Annotated in this window: 18 protein-coding genes; 6 read left to right on the top strand and 12 right to left on the bottom strand. The window is 72.3% G+C overall.

Translation table 11 applies throughout. The annotated features are described in order from the left end of the window. Positions 1-25 precede the first annotated feature (25 nt). The 6 genes from IW249_RS15610 to IW249_RS15585 all read right to left on the bottom strand — a co-directional run bounded on the left by IW249_RS15610 (position 26) and on the right by IW249_RS15585 (position 5482). Positions 26-391 carry a VOC family protein gene (locus tag IW249_RS15610; protein ID WP_181539234.1) on the bottom strand — a complete coding sequence of 122 codons (366 nt, stop codon included), beginning with the start codon at positions 389-391 and terminating at the stop codon, positions 26-28. Positions 392-427: 36 nt separating this feature from the next. Further along, complete coding sequence (locus IW249_RS15605; protein ID WP_196921431.1) at positions 428-1432, bottom strand: methionine synthase; 1005 nt, start codon at positions 1430-1432, stop codon at positions 428-430. Between the two features lie 37 nt (positions 1433-1469). After that, positions 1470-2543, bottom strand: a complete 1074-nt coding sequence (gene mnmA / locus IW249_RS15600; RefSeq protein ID WP_196921430.1) for a tRNA 2-thiouridine(34) synthase MnmA — start codon at positions 2541-2543, stop codon at positions 1470-1472. 178 nt (positions 2544-2721) lie between these two features. Then, positions 2722-3897, bottom strand: coding sequence for a cysteine desulfurase family protein (locus tag IW249_RS15595; RefSeq protein WP_196921429.1), 1176 nt, complete (start codon positions 3895-3897; stop codon positions 2722-2724). A 104-nt stretch (positions 3898-4001) separates the two neighbouring features. Beyond that, entirely contained in the window at positions 4002-4655 is a 654-nt protein-coding gene (locus IW249_RS15590) for a class F sortase (RefSeq protein ID WP_196921428.1), read from the bottom strand. Then, the gene (locus tag IW249_RS15585) at positions 4652-5482 is read right to left on the bottom strand and encodes a DUF4397 domain-containing protein (protein WP_196921427.1); all 831 of its coding nucleotides are present in this window, start codon (positions 5480-5482) and stop codon (positions 4652-4654) included. The genes IW249_RS15590 and IW249_RS15585 overlap by 4 nt, the downstream gene beginning before the upstream one ends. Positions 5483-5712: 230 nt before the next feature. Between IW249_RS15585 and IW249_RS15580 the strand changes: the two genes are divergently transcribed. Next, complete coding sequence (locus tag IW249_RS15580) at positions 5713-6315, top strand: RNA polymerase sigma factor (RefSeq protein ID WP_196921426.1); 603 nt, start codon at positions 5713-5715, stop codon at positions 6313-6315. Continuing rightward, a complete protein-coding gene (locus IW249_RS15575) occupies positions 6269-7078 on the top strand; it encodes an anti-sigma factor (protein ID WP_196921425.1) in 810 nt (269 codons plus the stop codon). The genes IW249_RS15580 and IW249_RS15575 overlap by 47 nt, the downstream gene beginning before the upstream one ends. 95 nt (positions 7079-7173) lie before the next feature. Here IW249_RS15575 and IW249_RS15570 read toward each other — a convergent pair whose 3' ends face one another. The 4 genes from IW249_RS15570 to IW249_RS15555 all read right to left on the bottom strand — a co-directional run bounded on the left by IW249_RS15570 (position 7174) and on the right by IW249_RS15555 (position 10323). Beyond that, entirely contained in the window at positions 7174-8133 is a 960-nt protein-coding gene (locus tag IW249_RS15570) for an electron transfer flavoprotein subunit alpha/FixB family protein (protein WP_091393283.1), read from the bottom strand. Between the two features lie 15 nt (positions 8134-8148). Continuing rightward, positions 8149-8928 carry an electron transfer flavoprotein subunit beta/FixA family protein gene (locus IW249_RS15565; protein WP_112582103.1) on the bottom strand — a complete coding sequence of 260 codons (780 nt, stop codon included), beginning with the start codon at positions 8926-8928 and terminating at the stop codon, positions 8149-8151. Between the two features lie 187 nt (positions 8929-9115). Further along, positions 9116-9529: a hypothetical protein gene (locus IW249_RS15560; RefSeq protein WP_196921424.1), complete on the bottom strand. Its 414-nt coding sequence runs from the start codon at positions 9527-9529 to the stop codon at positions 9116-9118. Beyond that, on the bottom strand, positions 9526-10323 hold the full coding sequence (locus IW249_RS15555) for a GNAT family N-acetyltransferase (RefSeq protein ID WP_196921423.1): 798 nt from the start codon (positions 10321-10323) through the stop codon (positions 9526-9528). The genes IW249_RS15560 and IW249_RS15555 overlap by 4 nt, the downstream gene beginning before the upstream one ends. A 42-nt stretch (positions 10324-10365) precedes the next feature. On the opposite strand from IW249_RS15555, the gene IW249_RS15550 reads away from it, so the two are divergent. The 3 genes from IW249_RS15550 to IW249_RS15540 are packed head-to-tail and all read left to right on the top strand — an operon-like array spanning position 10366 to position 11501. Continuing rightward, positions 10366-10758 carry a YidH family protein gene (locus tag IW249_RS15550; protein WP_196921422.1) on the top strand — a complete coding sequence of 131 codons (393 nt, stop codon included), beginning with the start codon at positions 10366-10368 and terminating at the stop codon, positions 10756-10758. Next, positions 10755-11060, top strand: a complete 306-nt coding sequence (locus tag IW249_RS15545) for a DUF202 domain-containing protein (RefSeq protein WP_196921421.1) — start codon at positions 10755-10757, stop codon at positions 11058-11060. Before IW249_RS15550 ends, IW249_RS15545 begins: the two co-directional genes overlap by 4 nt. Positions 11061-11087: 27 nt before the next feature. Further along, positions 11088-11501 carry a PLD nuclease N-terminal domain-containing protein gene (locus IW249_RS15540; protein WP_196921420.1) on the top strand — a complete coding sequence of 138 codons (414 nt, stop codon included), beginning with the start codon at positions 11088-11090 and terminating at the stop codon, positions 11499-11501. A gap of 48 nt (positions 11502-11549) precedes the next feature. Here the strand turns inward: IW249_RS15540 and IW249_RS15535 are convergent, their stop codons facing one another. Together IW249_RS15535 and IW249_RS15530 are read right to left on the bottom strand one after the other, a co-directional pair. Next, positions 11550-13172 (bottom strand): acetolactate synthase, encoded by a 1623-nt coding sequence (locus IW249_RS15535; protein WP_196921419.1) that lies wholly within the window; start codon positions 13170-13172, stop codon positions 11550-11552. A 122-nt stretch (positions 13173-13294) separates the two neighbouring features. Then, positions 13295-14068 (bottom strand): enoyl-CoA hydratase/isomerase family protein, encoded by a 774-nt coding sequence (locus tag IW249_RS15530; protein WP_196921418.1) that lies wholly within the window; start codon positions 14066-14068, stop codon positions 13295-13297. A gap of 98 nt (positions 14069-14166) precedes the next feature. Between IW249_RS15530 and IW249_RS15525 the strand changes: the two genes are divergently transcribed. Further along, positions 14167-14646, top strand: a complete 480-nt coding sequence (locus IW249_RS15525; protein WP_196921417.1) for a DUF6232 family protein — start codon at positions 14167-14169, stop codon at positions 14644-14646. The last annotated feature ends 240 nt before the right edge of the window (positions 14647-14886 follow it).

Genomic DNA, 14886 nt, shown 5'->3' with positions numbered 1-14886 from the left:
CTCGACCGCCCTTATGAAACAGGCCCTAGTCCCAGCAGAGGCAGAACGGATGGCCGGCGGGATCGGCGTAGACCCGGAAGCCCTCGCCCTCGCCGGGCAGCCGCCGAGCCCCCAGCGCGAGCGCCGCCTTCTCGGCGGCCTCGATGTCGTCCACCGTCACGTCGAGGTGGAACTGCTGTGGGCGCTCGGGATCCGGCCAGGCGGGCGGGCGCAGGTTGAGCGCCTGCTGGAAGGCGAGGCGCGGCTGGTGACCGGGCGGGCCGCCCAGCACCACCCAGTCGTCGTCGGAGTCGCCCTCGGCGAGCGGCACGCCGAGCAGCTCGGCGTAGAACGCCGCCAACGCCCGCGGATCGGGGCAGTCGATCACCACTGAACGCAGCTGTCCAATCATGGCCGTCATCCTGCCCACCGGGTACGACAGGAAACCTCACGCCTCGGCGAGCCGCCGGCCCGCGTCCCGGCACGCGGCGAGCACCGCCCGCGCGTACTCCGGGGTGGCACCGGCGAGACCGCAGGCCGGGGTGACGACCACCTGCTCGGCGAGCTGCCGACGGGGAAAGCCGAGGCGGTCCCAGACCTGGCGTACCCGGTCGGCGATCTGTGCGGAGGTCGGCGCGGCACCGGCCGATGGCGGCCGGGTCGGCGCGGCCCCGGCCAACAGCCCAAGGCCGGCGTCGATCGCCTCGCCCAGCGGGTCGAGCTTGGTGACGAGGTCCAGGTCGAGGGCGACCGCGACGGCGCCGGTGGAGCGGATCAGCTCCAGCGGCACGTCCGGGGCGCAACAGTGCACCAGCGTCGGTACGCCGACCGCGTCGACGATCGTGCGCAGCAGTGCGGCGGCGTCCACCGACTCGACCGCCCGGTACGCGCCCAGCCCGCTCTCGGTCGGCACCCGCCCGGCCAGCACTGTCGGCAGTGACGGTTCATCCAGTTGCAGCAGTACCGACGCCCCGGGCAGCCGGCGGGCGACCGCCGCGACGTGCGCGCGCAGCCCCTCGGCGAGGGAGCCGGTGAGGTCGCGGACCGCGCCGGGATCGCGCAACAGTCGGCCACCGATCGGCAGCTCCAGCGAGGCTGCCAGCGTGAGCGGGCCGGCGGCCTGCACCTTGATCGGCCCGGCGTACCCCTCGGCCTGCTCGGCGAGCTGGTCCAGGTCGCGTTCCATCAGGTCACGGGCCCGGCGCAGGTCACGGCCCGGGCGTGGGGCGACCCGCCACCGCCCCGCGTACACCTCGACGGGCAGCTCGACGAGCAGCCCGGCGGATCGGCCGATCATGTCCGCCCCGGGGCCACGGGCCGGCAACTCGGGCAGGTGGGGCAGCTCGGGCAGCTCACCGAGGACCACCCGCTGAGCCTCGCCGATGTCGGTGCCGGGCAGCGAACCAATTCCGGTTGCCGCGCCGGCCGGCCAGGGCCACGCCTGATCTGTCACGGGCGAAGGCTATCCCGCGAACACCCGGGCCGTGCGGTCAGCCGGTGATGGTCGCGGAGCCGAGGACCACGTCGCCGGCCGGGTCCGGTCGGTACGCCACCACGGCCTGACCGGCGGCGACGCCGCGCACCGGTCGGCGCAGCTCGGCGTGCAGCCGGTCACCGTCGAGTGCGACGGTCGCCGGCACCACGTCGCCGTGCGCGCGCAACTGCACCTCGCACTCGACCGGCGCGTCGGGGCGGGCGCCGCCGGTCCAGACCGGACGTACGGCGTGCACGTCGGACACCTCCAGCGCCTCGGCCGGGCCGACGGTCACCGTGTTGGTCTTCGGGGTGATGGAGAGCACGTAGCGTGGCCGCCCGTCCGGGGCGGGCCGGTCCAGGTGCAGCCCGCGACGCTGCCCCACCGTGTACGCGTACGCGCCGCTGTGACTGCCGACGACCGCGCCGGTGGCGGCGTCCACCACGTCGCCGGGCGCCTCGCCGAGCCGGCCGGCGAGGAAGCCGCGGGTGTCCCCGTCGGCGATGAAGCAGATGTCGTGTGAGTCCGGCTTGTCGGCCACGGCCAGGCCACGCTCGGCGGCCTCGGCGCGGACCTGCGCCTTCGTCGAGTCGCCCAGCGGGAAGATCGAGCGGTCCAGCTGTTCGCGGGTGAGCACGGCGAGCACGTACGACTGGTCCTTGGCGAGGTCGACGCTGCGTCGCAGCAGCCCGTCCGCGCCGAGGCGGGCGTGGTGCCCGGTCACCACCGCGTCGAAGCCCAGGGCCACCGCCCGGTCCAGCACCGCCGCGAACTTGATCTTCTCGTTGCAGCGCAGGCAGGGGTTCGGCGTACGGCCGGCGGCGTACTCGGCGACGAAGTCGTCGACCACGTCCTCGTGGAAGCGGTCGGCCATGTCCCACACGTAGAACGGGATGCCGATCACGTCGGCGGCCCGCCGGGCGTCCCGGGAATCCTCCAGCGTGCAGCAGCCGCGCGCGCCGGTCCGATAGGTCTGTGGGTTGCGAGCCAGCGCCAGGTGCACGCCGGTCACGTCGTGCCCGGCCGCCACCGCCCGTGCCGCCGCCACGGCCGAGTCAACCCCACCCGACATCGCCGCCAGAACCCTCACCGACCCACTCCCCTTCCCCGCCCTCACCACAACCCTATCCACCAGCCCCGCAAACCCTCCGAACCCGTGCCCGCCCCGCCCACCCGCCTTCGCGATCTTGCAGTTGCTGTGGCGACATATGCCGCGCATGACGCGAACCGCCAACCGAAAGTGCAAGATCGCGGGGGCTGGACCCGGGTCAGCGGGGGGTGCGCAGGGCGGCGGCTCGGCGGGCTCGGTCGACAGCCGCCGGGAGGGCCGCGATGAGGGCGTCGATGTCGGCCTGGGTGCTGGTGTGGCCCAGCGTGAAGCGCAGCGAGGAGCGGGCACGGTCGTCGTCGGCGCCCATCGCGAGCAGCACGTGCGAGGGCTGGGCCACCCCGGCCGAGCAGGCGGAGCCGGTCGAGCAGGCGATCCCCTGCGCGTCGAGCAGGAGCAGCAGCGCGTCGCCCTCGCAGCCGGGGAAGGAGAAGTGCGCGTTGCCGGGCAGCCGATCGGTCGGGTCACCGTTGTAGATCACCTCGGGCACCGCCTGACGGACCCGCTCGATCAGGTCGTCGCGGAGCGCGGCCACCCGGGCCGCGTACTCCTGCTGGCCCTTCACGGCCGTCTCCACGGCGACCGCGAAGGCGACGATGCCGGCGGTGTCCAGGGTGCCGGAGCGGATGTCGCGTTCCTGGCCGCCGCCGTGCAGCAGCGGCGTGGCCGGCACGTCCCGGGCGAGCAGCAGCGCGCCCACCCCGGTCGGGCCGCCCAACTTGTGCCCGGTGACGGTCAACGCGGCGACTCCGCTGGCCCCGAAGTCGACCGGCACCTGACCGACCGCCTGGATGGCGTCGGTGTGGAAGGGCACACCGTGTTCGGCGGCGACGGCGGCCAGTTCGGCCACCGGCTGGACGGTGCCCACCTCGTTGTTCGCCCACATCGCGGTGACCACGGCCACCTGGTCGGCGTGCGCGGCCAGCTCGGCGCGCAGGGTCTGCGGGTCGAGTCGACCGACGGCGTCCACCGGCAGCCAGCCGACCTCGGCGCCCTCGTGCTGGGCCAGCCAGTCGACAGCGTCCAGCACCGCGTGGTGCTCGACGGCGCTGGAGACCACCCGGCGGCGGTCGGGCCGGGCTCCCCGGCGGGCCCAGAAGATGCCCTTGACCGCGAGGTTGTCGCTCTCCGTGCCACCACCCGTGAAGATCACCTCAGAGGGCCGGGCGCCCAGCACCGCGGCCACCTGCTCGCGTGACTCTTCGACCCGGCGGCGGGCACGACGGCCCGCCGCGTGCAGGGAGGACGCGTTGCCGACCTCGCGGGCGGTAGCGACGTACGCCTCCAGTGCCTCGTCGAGCATCGGAGTCGTCGCCGCGTGATCCAGGTAAGCCATCGTCGTTCAGCGTACGGCCGACACCTTGGGGACCGGATGCCGGAGGGGACCGCACGCAAAGGCCGGGGTGGAACTCCACCCCGGCCCGACGCGCGCGGACCCGGTCAGGCGGGCACCGCGGTGACGACGATGTTGTCGCGGTACTTGCGCGCCTTGGCGTCGAACGGCCCACCACAGGTGATCAGGGTCAGCCGCGGCTTGCCGTCGCGGGCGAAGTACCGGTCCAGCGGGATCTTGGTCTTGGCGTACTCCTCCCGGGCGACGACCCGGTAGCGCCGCGCCTCACCGTCGCTGCCGGTCGCTGTCAACGTGTCGCCCTGGTCCAGCTCACGCAGCCGGAAGAACGCCCCCTTGCCCTGCGTGGCGCTGTCCACGTGACCGGCGATGACCACCGAGCCGGCCTCCGCCTCCAGGCCGGGGCCGTAGCGGTACCAGCCGATCTGGTCGACGCTCGGCGGCACCTCGAACTCGTTGGTCCGCTCGTTGATGCCGACCGCGTTGACGGTGGCGGTGACGTCGATCTCCGGGATCAGCAGCCGTACCGGCGGGATGATCTTCGGACCGGCGGGCAGCTCACCCGCTGTCACCGGCACCGACGGGACACTGGCGGCGGTCGGTGCGGGGCTGGCCAGCGTGCTCGCCTCCTCGGCCCCCACGGTCCCGGCCGGCTGGTTGGCGCACGCCACCAGAGCGGCGACGGTTAGCGCGGCAACGCCGGCGGCCACTGCCGCCAGCGCGCCGCGGTTGCGCACCGTCACTCGCGGCCGGTCCGTGCGGTCGCCATCCGCACCCCACCACCAAGCAGCAGGAGTACGCCGGCACCGGTGAGCACGTACCACCAGGTGTTCACGCCCGTGCCGGCCTGGCCGCCGTCACCGCTGGGCACGCCACCCGGGGCGGAGTGCAGGCCGGTGATGGTCTGGGCCACCACGTCGAGGGTCTTGCCCTCGGCGGAGCCGATCGCGTAGACGATCGTGGCGGTGCCCTCCTTGAGGTTGAGGTCCGCCGGGCCGATGGCCACGGTGTCGGTGCCGGCCAGCACCACGTCCGCCTTCACGTCGCCCGCGTCGACGTCGCCCTTGGCCTCGTTCGGGTTGGTGAGGTTCTCGAAGACCGGGGTGCCACCGGCGCGGACGTCGACCGCCGGGGCGGCGGCGGTGTGCCGGACGATGAGCCGGGCCTTGCCGGCGTCGACCTTCGAGACGTCGTTCACGAACGGGGTGATCTTCGGCTGGCCGGCGGCGTCGAGGTGGGCCGCGATGCTGATGTTCGCACCGCCCGGCACCGCCGCGTTGTCGACAGTGAGGATCGCGCTGCCGATCGGCTCGCCCGGCTTGGTGAGCGCGATGTCGTAGTCGCCCTCCTCCAGGTTCAGCGGGCCGGCGACGTCGCCGGGCTTGAAGTTCTCCAGCGTCTTCTTGCCGTTGACGTAGACGTCGACGGGGGTGTCCGGGATGCCGTGCACGACGGAGACCTTCGACGTGGCGGCGTACGCGGGGCCGGCGGTGAGGGCACCGACGCCGGCGAAGGCCAGCGCGGCGACCGCGCCGCCCGCGGCGACCCGACGGAAGTACGAGAGCTGCATGTCTGCCTCCTGGTATTTGGTGCTGATTCGTCAGGCCTGGCTTGCAGAACGGGTTACGCCGGCTCTCGGACGGGCGGATGCGCCCCGGAGGCACTTTTCTTTTTCGACCCCGACTGCATCCGGAACGGGGTCGGGGGGCGAAGAGCTGGTGAGATGACATCGACCGGGGAAGTGGGGCGGAGACTGTGGCAGCTACAGTCGGGCATGCCCCATCGAAGGCGAGCCGCCCGATGACGGCGCTACGACAGGAACCGGACCCTCCGGTGGACGACCTCGACCGCAGGTTCCGCGACGGTGACGACGTGGCGCTCCGCGAGGCGTACGACCGCTACGGTCGTGCGGTGCTCCACCTGGCCACGTCCATGCTGGCGAACCGCAGCGACGCCGAGGACGTCACCCAGGCGACGTTCGTCGCCGCCTGGCTGGGTCGCGACACGTTCGACCCGGCCAAGGGGTCGCTGATCGGTTGGTTGCTCGGTATCGGCCGGCGGAAGGTGATCGACCGGATGCGCGCCTCGGCCCGGGAGACCCGGGTGGTGGAGACGGTCCGGCAGCTGCCCGAGCCGGCGCAGACCCAGCCGGACCCGGACCGCGTGGTGGACCGGTTGGTGATCGCCGACGAGCTGGCTCGTCTCCCGGACGACCAGCGACGGATGCTGGAGTTGGCGTTCTACGACGACCTGACACACCAGCAGATAGCCACTGTGACCGGCGTGCCGTTGGGCACCGTGAAGAGTCACATTCGACGCGGCATGGCGAGCTTGAAGCGCAGATGGGAGGTGGACGGTGCAGCACCTGGACCACGACCGGCTGGTATTTCTGGCGCTCGGTGAGAGCGAGGCGGACGACGGGGAGAGCACCCACCTCGGCACCTGCGCGCTCTGCCGCGCGGAGGTGGCGAGCCTTCAGCAGGTGGCAGGGCTCGGCACCGAGACGCAGGGCCTGGCCGATCTGCCCGACCCGCCGGAGCACATCTGGCAGGGCATCGAAGCCCAGGTCAGGGCCGCGGAAGCCGGGCCGTTGCTGACGGAGACCCGCCGACACCGGGTGCCCGAGCAGGCCGACACCACGACGGCCGAAGCGGCCCCGGGCGCGGTGGCCGAGTCGACTGTGACGCGACTGGACCCGACGCGGCGGTCCCGCCGGGGTCGTGGCTGGTCCCGTTGGGCGGCCACCGCGGTGACCGCGGCAGCCGCTGCGGCGGTCGGGGTGGTGGGCACCGTCTCGGTGCTCCGACCGGACGACCCGACGCCCACCCCGAAGCCGGTGGTGGTGGCGAGCGCGCCGCTGGCGGCGTACGGGGCGACACCGCCGACGGCCAAGGGCGACGCCCGGGTTTTCCAGGACGGCCAACTACATCTGCATGTGGCGAATCTCCCGAGCGTCGCGGGGTACTACGAGGTCTGGCTCATCAATCCGACGACGATGGAGATGTTCTCGGTCGGCACCCTGGGTGGCGGCCCGGACGCGCTGCTACCCCTGCCCCCAAACGTCGACCTCAAGAGCTACTCGGTGGTCGACGTCTCCGCCGAGCGGTACGACAACAACACCGACCACTCCGGCGACAGCCTGTTGAGGGGCTCCCTGACGGGCTGATCGGCGGGCCGGCTCAGCTCCCCGGCTCGCCGATCAGCTCCCCATACGGCAGTGGCCGCCCGTGCGAACGGGCGGCCACTGACGTATCGCAGGTGTCACTTGCGCTTGCGGATCTCCTCGGCGGCCTGCGGGACGATCTTGAAGAGGTCGCCCACCACCCCGAAGTCGGCCAGCTCGAAGATCGGCGCCTCGCCGTCCTTGTTGACCGCGACGATGGTCTTCGAGGTCTGCATGCCGGCCCGGTGCTGGATGGCACCGGAGATGCCGAGGGCGACGTAGAGCTGCGGGGAGACCGTCTTGCCGGTCTGGCCCACCTGGAACTGGTGCGGGTAGAAGCCGGAGTCGACGGCCGCGCGGGAGGCGCCGACGGCACCGCCGAGCAGGTCGGCCAGCTCCTCGACCAGCTTGAAGTTGTCGGCGTTTCCGACGCCCCGGCCGCCGGAGACGACCACGCCGGCCTCGGTCAGCTCGGGGCGGGAGCCCTTCTGCTCGGCGACCCGCTCGACGACAGTGGCCAGCTTGTCGGTGTCGGTGACCGAGACGCTGAGCTGCTCGATCGCCGGGGTGGCCGCCGCCGGGGCGGGGGTGACCGAGTTGGGCCGGACGGTGACCAGCGGCAGGCCCTTGGTGACCTTGGACTTGACGATGGTGGAGCCGGCGAAGGCGACCTGGGTCGCGGTGCCGTCGGCGTCCAGGCCGACCACGTCGGTCAGGATGCCGTTGTCGAGCTTGACGGCGAGCCGGGCGGCGATCTCCTTGCCCTCCTGGGCCGACGCCAGCAGCACGGCGGCCGGCTGCACCCGCTTGACCAACTCGGCCAGCACTGTCGCCTTGGGGGCCACCAGGTAGCCGTCGATCTCGTCACCCTCGGCGGCGTAGATCTTCTCCGCGCCGTACTCGCCCAGCTTGCCGCTCAGCGCCTCGGCGGCGCCGGCGCCACCGAGCACCACCGCGCTCGGGGTGCCCAGCTCACGCGCGAGGGTGAGCATTTCCAGGGTGACCTTCTTGACGCCGAATTCCTTGGTGGCTTCGACGACGACGAGAACCTCAGACATGTCAGAACCCCCCTCTCACACGAACTTCTCGGTGGCGAGGAACTCGACCAGCTTGACGCCGCCCTCGCCCTCATCAGTGATCTTGGCGCCGCCGGAGCGCGGGGGGCGCTTGGTGTGCTCGACAACGGCACTGGTGGCGCCGTCGAAGCCCACCTCGTCGGCAGCGACCCCGAGGTCGGCCAGCGAGAGCGTCTGCACCGGCTTCTTCTTGGCGGCCATGATGCCCTTGAAGGAGGGGTAGCGCGGCTCGTTGATGGTGTCCCAGACGGAGACCACGGCGGGGGTGGCGGCGGTGACCACCTCGTAGCCCTCCTCGGTCTGCCGCTCGACGGTCAGCGTCGCGCCGTCGACGGTGAGCTTGCGGGCACCGGTGAGGGCCGCGACGCCCAGCCGCTCGGCGATCATGTGCGGCATGACCTGGACCCGACCGTCGGTGGACTCGGCACCGCAGATGACCAGGTCGGCATTGAGCTGACCGAGCGCGGCGGCGAGCACCTTCGAGGTGGCGACGGCGCACGAGCCGTGCAGGGCGTCGTCGAGCACGTGCACGGCCTTGTCCGGGCCCATGGAGAGCGCCTTGCGGATCGACTCGGTCGCCCGGTCCGGACCCATGGTCAGGATGGTGACCTCGCCGCCGTGCGCCTCCTTGATCTTGAGGGCCTCCTCGATGGCGTACTCGTCCATCTCGTTGATCACGTTGTTCGCCGAACCGCGGTCGACGGTGTTGTCGTCATTGCGCAGGTTGCGGTCCGCGCCCGAATCAGGCACCTGCTTGACGAGTACGACGATGTTCATCGCGCTTCGACGACCCTCCTGTGTGGTGTTGCGATTCGCTCGCCCGGTCTGGGGCGCAGCGTCGCGCGTCGGTCGACGCCAGGTCAACCGCGGGCGGTTGTGCAGTTGCCCACGGCGCAATGTTACCTGCCAGTAGGTTGCGCCCCCGCAGCACTCAGGGTGACACAGCTCACCGACGCGCGGCCGGTCAGGCCGGCTCGGCCAACGCGACCCGGATCTGGTCGATGGCCGCCGCCTCGGCGGGCGCCACCCCGTCGTGCGCCCGGGCCACCCGGTCCGCCGCGGCCAACACCAGTTCGCGGTACGCGTCCACGTCGTGTGGGCACTTCTCGCGCAGGATCCGCACCGCCTGTCCCAGCGCCGGCAGCACCACCGACTCGATCTCCAGCTGCGAGTCCCGGGGAAGTCGCGGCAGCGGACCGGTGGTCAGCGCCTCCTTGACCGTGCCACTGGCGTCGGCCAGCGCGTCGGACGCGGCGATGCTCTCCCGGATCACCCCCAGGACTCCCGGGTCGGCGTTGGAGACCAGGAAGACAGCGCCGAAGGCACCGGTCTTGAGGGTCAGCCGCTCCTCGTCCGTCAACCGCTGCTCCATGATCACGGAGTGTAGACGTACGGGGTGGTGGTGGTGACCGCGACGAGGCCGAGCCGCTGGAGGATCGGCCGGCTGTCCTCGGAACAGTCGACCTGCATGAGCGTCCGACCTCGCTGCTCGGCCAGTCGCGCCCGGTAGTTGACCAACGCCCGGTAGATGCCCTTGCGCCGCCACTGCGGCAGGGTGGAGCCGCCCCACAGGGTGGCGAAGCCGGTGTTCGCCGGGAACCGCACCCAGCCGGCACTCACCACAGTCCCGTCCGCCTCGGCCACCACGATGGTGATCGAGTTCGGATCGGCGTCGATCTCCTTGGCCAGGCCCCACACGAGGTGCGAGCGGTCCTCCTGCCAGACCTCCTCCTCCATGGCGGCGATCCGCTCCAGGTCCTCCCGGGAGGTCACCTCACGCAGGCGTACCCCCTCGGGGGCGGCCGGCAACGCGGCGGCCAGCGGCGCGACCGGGCCGACCACGACGGTCTCCCGGTCCGCCGGCACGAAGCCGGCCGCGCGCAGGCGGTCCGCCAGGTCCGCCGGTTCGTCGTGCTCGTTGAGCTTCCACTCCGCCGACTCGCCCCGCTCACGGCACAACCGCACCTGCCGGGCGATCAGCTCGTCCAGCGCGTCGCCGGTCAACCCGCCCAGGTCGCGGTAGGTGATGAACCCGCCGGAATCGAGCCCGGTGATCCGGACCAGCGGCCCGTCCCGCTCCACGGTCACCCCGGCCGGAACCGGGTCGGGGATCTCCGGGCGGAGTTGGTTGTCGTAGGCGGTCCGCAGCGTCTGTACGTCGAGATCAGTCACCGGCCCAGGCTAAGCGGGATGGGAAGCGGATAATCTCCCACTGTGTGGGAGGCGATCAGGCGGTGGTTCGACCCGGCGGAGCTGGGCTCGGTCGGTGAGACACCGGACTACCGCTTCTCCCTGGCCAACGAACGGACCTTCCTCGCCTGGCTGCGCACCGGGTTGGCGCTGGTCGGTGGCGGGTTGGCCGCCGCCCAGTTCCTGCCACCGCTGCCGATGAGCCACCTGCGTGAGGTGATCGCTGTGGCGTTGCTGCTGCTCGGCGCGGCGGTCGCGATCCGCGCGGTGGACCACTGGGCGCGTACCGAGCGGGCCATCCGCCTCGGTCAGGAGCTGCCCGCCTCCCGGTTCCCCGCCATCCTCGCGCTCGCCGTCGGCGTCGGCGCGCTGCTGCTGGTGGCCGCCGTCCTGATGCGGGCGGTCGGCGGACGGTGAGCACCGGACGCGACCCGGGGCTGCAACCGGAGCGGACCCGGCTGGCCTGGCGGCGCACCCTGCTCACCGTGACCGTGGTGACAGTGCTCGCCGTCCGGCTGGCATCGACAGGCGACACGACAGGTGCGCTGATCGCCGGCGGGACCGTGCTGGTGTGGGGCGCCCTGCTGGTGCTCTGCTGGCCCCGCGGCACCGGCACCGGTCCGGCCCGCACCGGCGGCCGGACACTGCCCCTGGCCACGGCGGGCACTGTGGTCCTGGCGTTACTGGGAGTGCTGCTGGTGCTGCGCGGACTGTGGTGACGCGAACCGGTGCGTCATCATGGGTGCATGGCCCGGCTTGGCGTACTCCTCTTCCTGGTGCAGATTGTCCTCGCCGTCTGCGCGCTGATCAGCTGTCTCTCCGCCGAGGAGGGCCAGATCCGTGCCCTTCCCCGGATCGCCTGGGTGCTGATCATCCTGTTCTTCCCGCTGGTCGGCTCGATCGCCTGGTTCATCGTCGGCCGGGAGCCCAACCCCGGCGCCCGCAAGGGCTGGCCGGGCGGCACCGGCGCCGAGCGGCAGCGCCCACGACCGGTGGCCCCCGACGACGACCCGGAGTTCCTGCGCTCCGTGGAGGAACGCGCCCAGCAGCAGGACCAGGAGCTCTTCCAGCGCTGGGAGGAAGACCTGCGGCGGCGCGAGGACGACCTGCGCCGCCGGGACGGCGAGCCGCCGCGCGAGGGCGACCGACCGGAGGTGTGAACGCGCCGCCGCCGCCGGCGCAGGAGCGACGGCGGCGGCGGGTGCGACTCAGGCCAGGTTCGACGACCGGGGGTACGCGTCGGTCGGGTCGGTGAGCACGTTCACCAGGTACGGCACTCCGGAGTCGAACGCCCGCTGGAGCGCCGGGCCGAGGTCGGCTGCCTTGGCGACCGTCTCCCCCGCCCCGCCGAGCGCGCTGACCACCGTGTCGTACCGCAACTCGGGCTGGAGGTCGGCGGCCACGTCGTAGCCGTACATGGCTCGCATCGGGTGCTTCTCCAGCCCCCAGATGCCGTTGTTGCCGACGACGATCACCACCGGCAGCTTCTGGCGGACCAGCGACTCGACGTCCATCAGCGAGAAGCCGGCAGCGCCGTCGCCCATCAGCACGCAGATCTGCCGGTCCGGGTGACTGACCCGGGCGCCCATCGCGTAACCCATGCCGGTGCCCAGGCAGCCGTACGGGCCCGGGTCCAGCCACGTGCCGGGCTGGGCCGGCTCCAGGTACCGCCCGGCGTACGACACGAAGTCGCCGCCGTCGCCGATGGTGATCGCGTCCGGGGCGAGCGCCCGACGCAGCTCGCCGTAGATCCGGGCCGGGCGGATCGGGTCGGTCTCGGCGGCCATCTCCGCGGCGTCCCGAGCCTTCGCCGCGTCCTCGGCGACACGCAGGTCGGCGATCCAGTCGGCGTGGTCGGCCCGGTCACCGGAGTGATCGGCCAGCGCGGACAGGATCAGGCGCAGGTCACCGGCGGGGGCGGCGGTCGGCTGCACGTGCGTCGCCCGTTGGCTGGGGGCGTCGACGATGTGCACCACCTTGGCGTCACCGAAGTCACCGAAGCTGAGCCGGAAGTCCAGCGGGGTGCCCACCACCACGACCACGTCGGCGCCGGAGAGCGCGGCCCGACGGGCCTTGGCGAACGCGAGCGGGTGCTGCGGCGGGAGCGAGCCGCGACCCATGCCGTTGGTGAAGACCGGCACCTGCAACGCCTCGGCCGCCTCGCGCAGGGCCGCGACCGCGTCGCCCGCGTACACGTCCGAGCCGGCGATGATGACCGGCCGCTGGGCCCCGGCGATGAGCAGCGCGGCGCGACCGACCTCGTCCGGGTCCGGTGCGATCGGGTCGACACCCGTCACGGTGGGCAGCTCGGTCTCGGCGACCGAGAAGACCGTCTCCAGCGGAAAGTCGAGGAAGGCCGGGCCGCGGTGCGGGGTGAGCGCGGCGTGCAGCGCCGCACCGACCGCACGCGGGATGTCGTCGGTGCTGAACACCGTCTCGGCGTGCTTGGTGACCGGGGCGACCAGCGGCAGGTGGTCCATTTCCTGGAGGCTGCCGGAGCCCCAGCGGAACGCTGGCGCGCGGCCCCCGAGCACCAGCACCGGCGAGGCGTTGAAGAACGCGCTGGTCATGCCGGAGATGCCGTTGGTGACACCGGGCCCGGCGGTGAGCACCGCGAGGCCGGGGCGGCGCTGGAGCTTGGCCACCGCCTCGGCGGCGAAGACCGCGGACTGCTCGTGCCGGACGTCGTAGATCGGAAAGTCGGTCTTGTACGCGGCGTCGTACAGCGGAAAGACGTGCCCGCCGGACAGCGTGAACATCTCCCGTACGCCGTGCGCGCGAAGTGCCGCGAGCGCCAACTCGCCGCCGTGACCCTCGATCCGCTCCGTCATGTCGCTCCCATCGTCCGTGGCCGGGATCACAGGTTACCGGCCAGTCACTTGACCCTTCGACCGTGGCCCCGGCCAGTGGACGTTGCCGAGGTCAGGAGGCCGGCGGGCCGGGAAGCGACGGATCAGCGGCCGGTGAAGCCCGGCTTGCGCTTCTCGACGAAGGCGTTCATGCCCTCCCGCCGGTCGTCGGTGGCGAACAGCGCCGCGAAGAGCTGACTCTCCCAGGCCAGGCCCGAGTTCAGGTCCATGTCCAGGCCGCCGTCGACGGCCAGCTTCGCCGCACGCAGCGCCTGCACCGGCCCGGTCAGGTACGGCGTGATCAGCGCGACGGCCGTGTCGTACACCTCGGCGGCCGGGGCGACCCGGTCGGCCAGGCCGATCCGCAGCGCCTCCTGCGCGTCCACCATCCGCCCCGACATGATCAGGTCCTTGGCGCGGGCCGGGCCGACCAGGCGGGCCAGCCGCTGGGTGCCGCCCGCACCCGGGATGATGCCCAGCTTGATCTCCGGCTGGCCGAGCTTGGCGTCCTCGGCGACCACCCGCCAGTCACAGGCCAACGCCAGCTCACAGCCGCCACCGAGGGCGTACCCGGTGATCGCGGCGACCACCGGCTTGGGGATCCGGGCGATCGCGCCGAGCGCGCTGGACAGGTTCGCGGCCCGGTCGGCCATGTCCACGTAGGACATCTCGGCCATCTGCTTGATGTCGGCGCCGGCCGCGAAGACCTTCTCCCCGCCGTACACGATGACGGCGCGGACGTCGGGATCGGCGGTGGCCGCCGTGGCGGCGGCGCGCAACTCCTCCTGCACCTGGGTGTTGAGCGCGTTCATCGGCGGCCGCTCCAGCCGGATCGTGCCGATGCCGTCAGTGGTCTCCAGCCGAACGAACTCGCCCACGCTGCCCTCACTTCCTCGTCGAAGTCGCGTGCCAACCTTACGACCCGGCTCGTTTGGGTAAGTAGTGTGGTGTCAGCCCCGCGGGCGGGAGTCCAGCCATGATCACTTATTACGACGACAGGTCGGTGCAGGTCACCTCCACCACCGTTCGCGTCGACGGCCGCAGCTACGCGCTGGCCGACATCACCATGATCTGGCACCGTCGGGGCACCCGTTCCTGGCGGGTGCTGGTGGGGCGGGGCGCGATCGGTGCAGCGCTCGCCGGTCCGCTGGTCGCGGCGGTGCTCGGCATCGGCGTGGCCGTCTGGTTGCACCGCTCCCCCACCGTGACGATCGCGATCGTCGGCGCGTCGGTGCTGGTCGGCCTGGCCGTCGGGCCGGTCGCCGACTTCCTCTTCGAACACCTGGACCGCTCGTACTCCCGGGGCAGCCGCCAACTGGAGATCTGGGCCCGCTGGCGGGGTCAGCCGGTGCGCCTGCTGCGTACCGGTGACGCGCTGCGCTTCGGGCAGATCTACCGGGCGGTGCAGCGCGCCGTCGAGCACAGCCAGCCCGCGCGCCCCGGCAGCCGCCGCTAGGCGGCCTGGTCCCGCTTCACATCCCGACCTGACCAGGGCCCGTCGCCACCGATGGGACCTGCGCATCGACTGCACTCGCCACCGGGCGCGGCAGGCGCGGCAGCGGCGAGCGCGGCAGGCGGGTCGTTCCTGCAGTGCCGCCTGTGGAGCTGATATCGCAAACGAATCGGACCGGGACCGCGACGAGGCGCGTGATAACGCAGACGATTCAGCTCCAAAGGACCGCCACCACCACCTGTA

The organism is Micromonospora vinacea (assembly GCF_015751785.1).
GTDB classification, from domain to species: Bacteria; Actinomycetota; Actinomycetes; order Mycobacteriales; family Micromonosporaceae; genus Micromonospora; species Micromonospora vinacea.
Note: the sequence above shows the minus strand (reverse complement) of the source record. Positions and strands in the feature narration are given on the sequence as shown.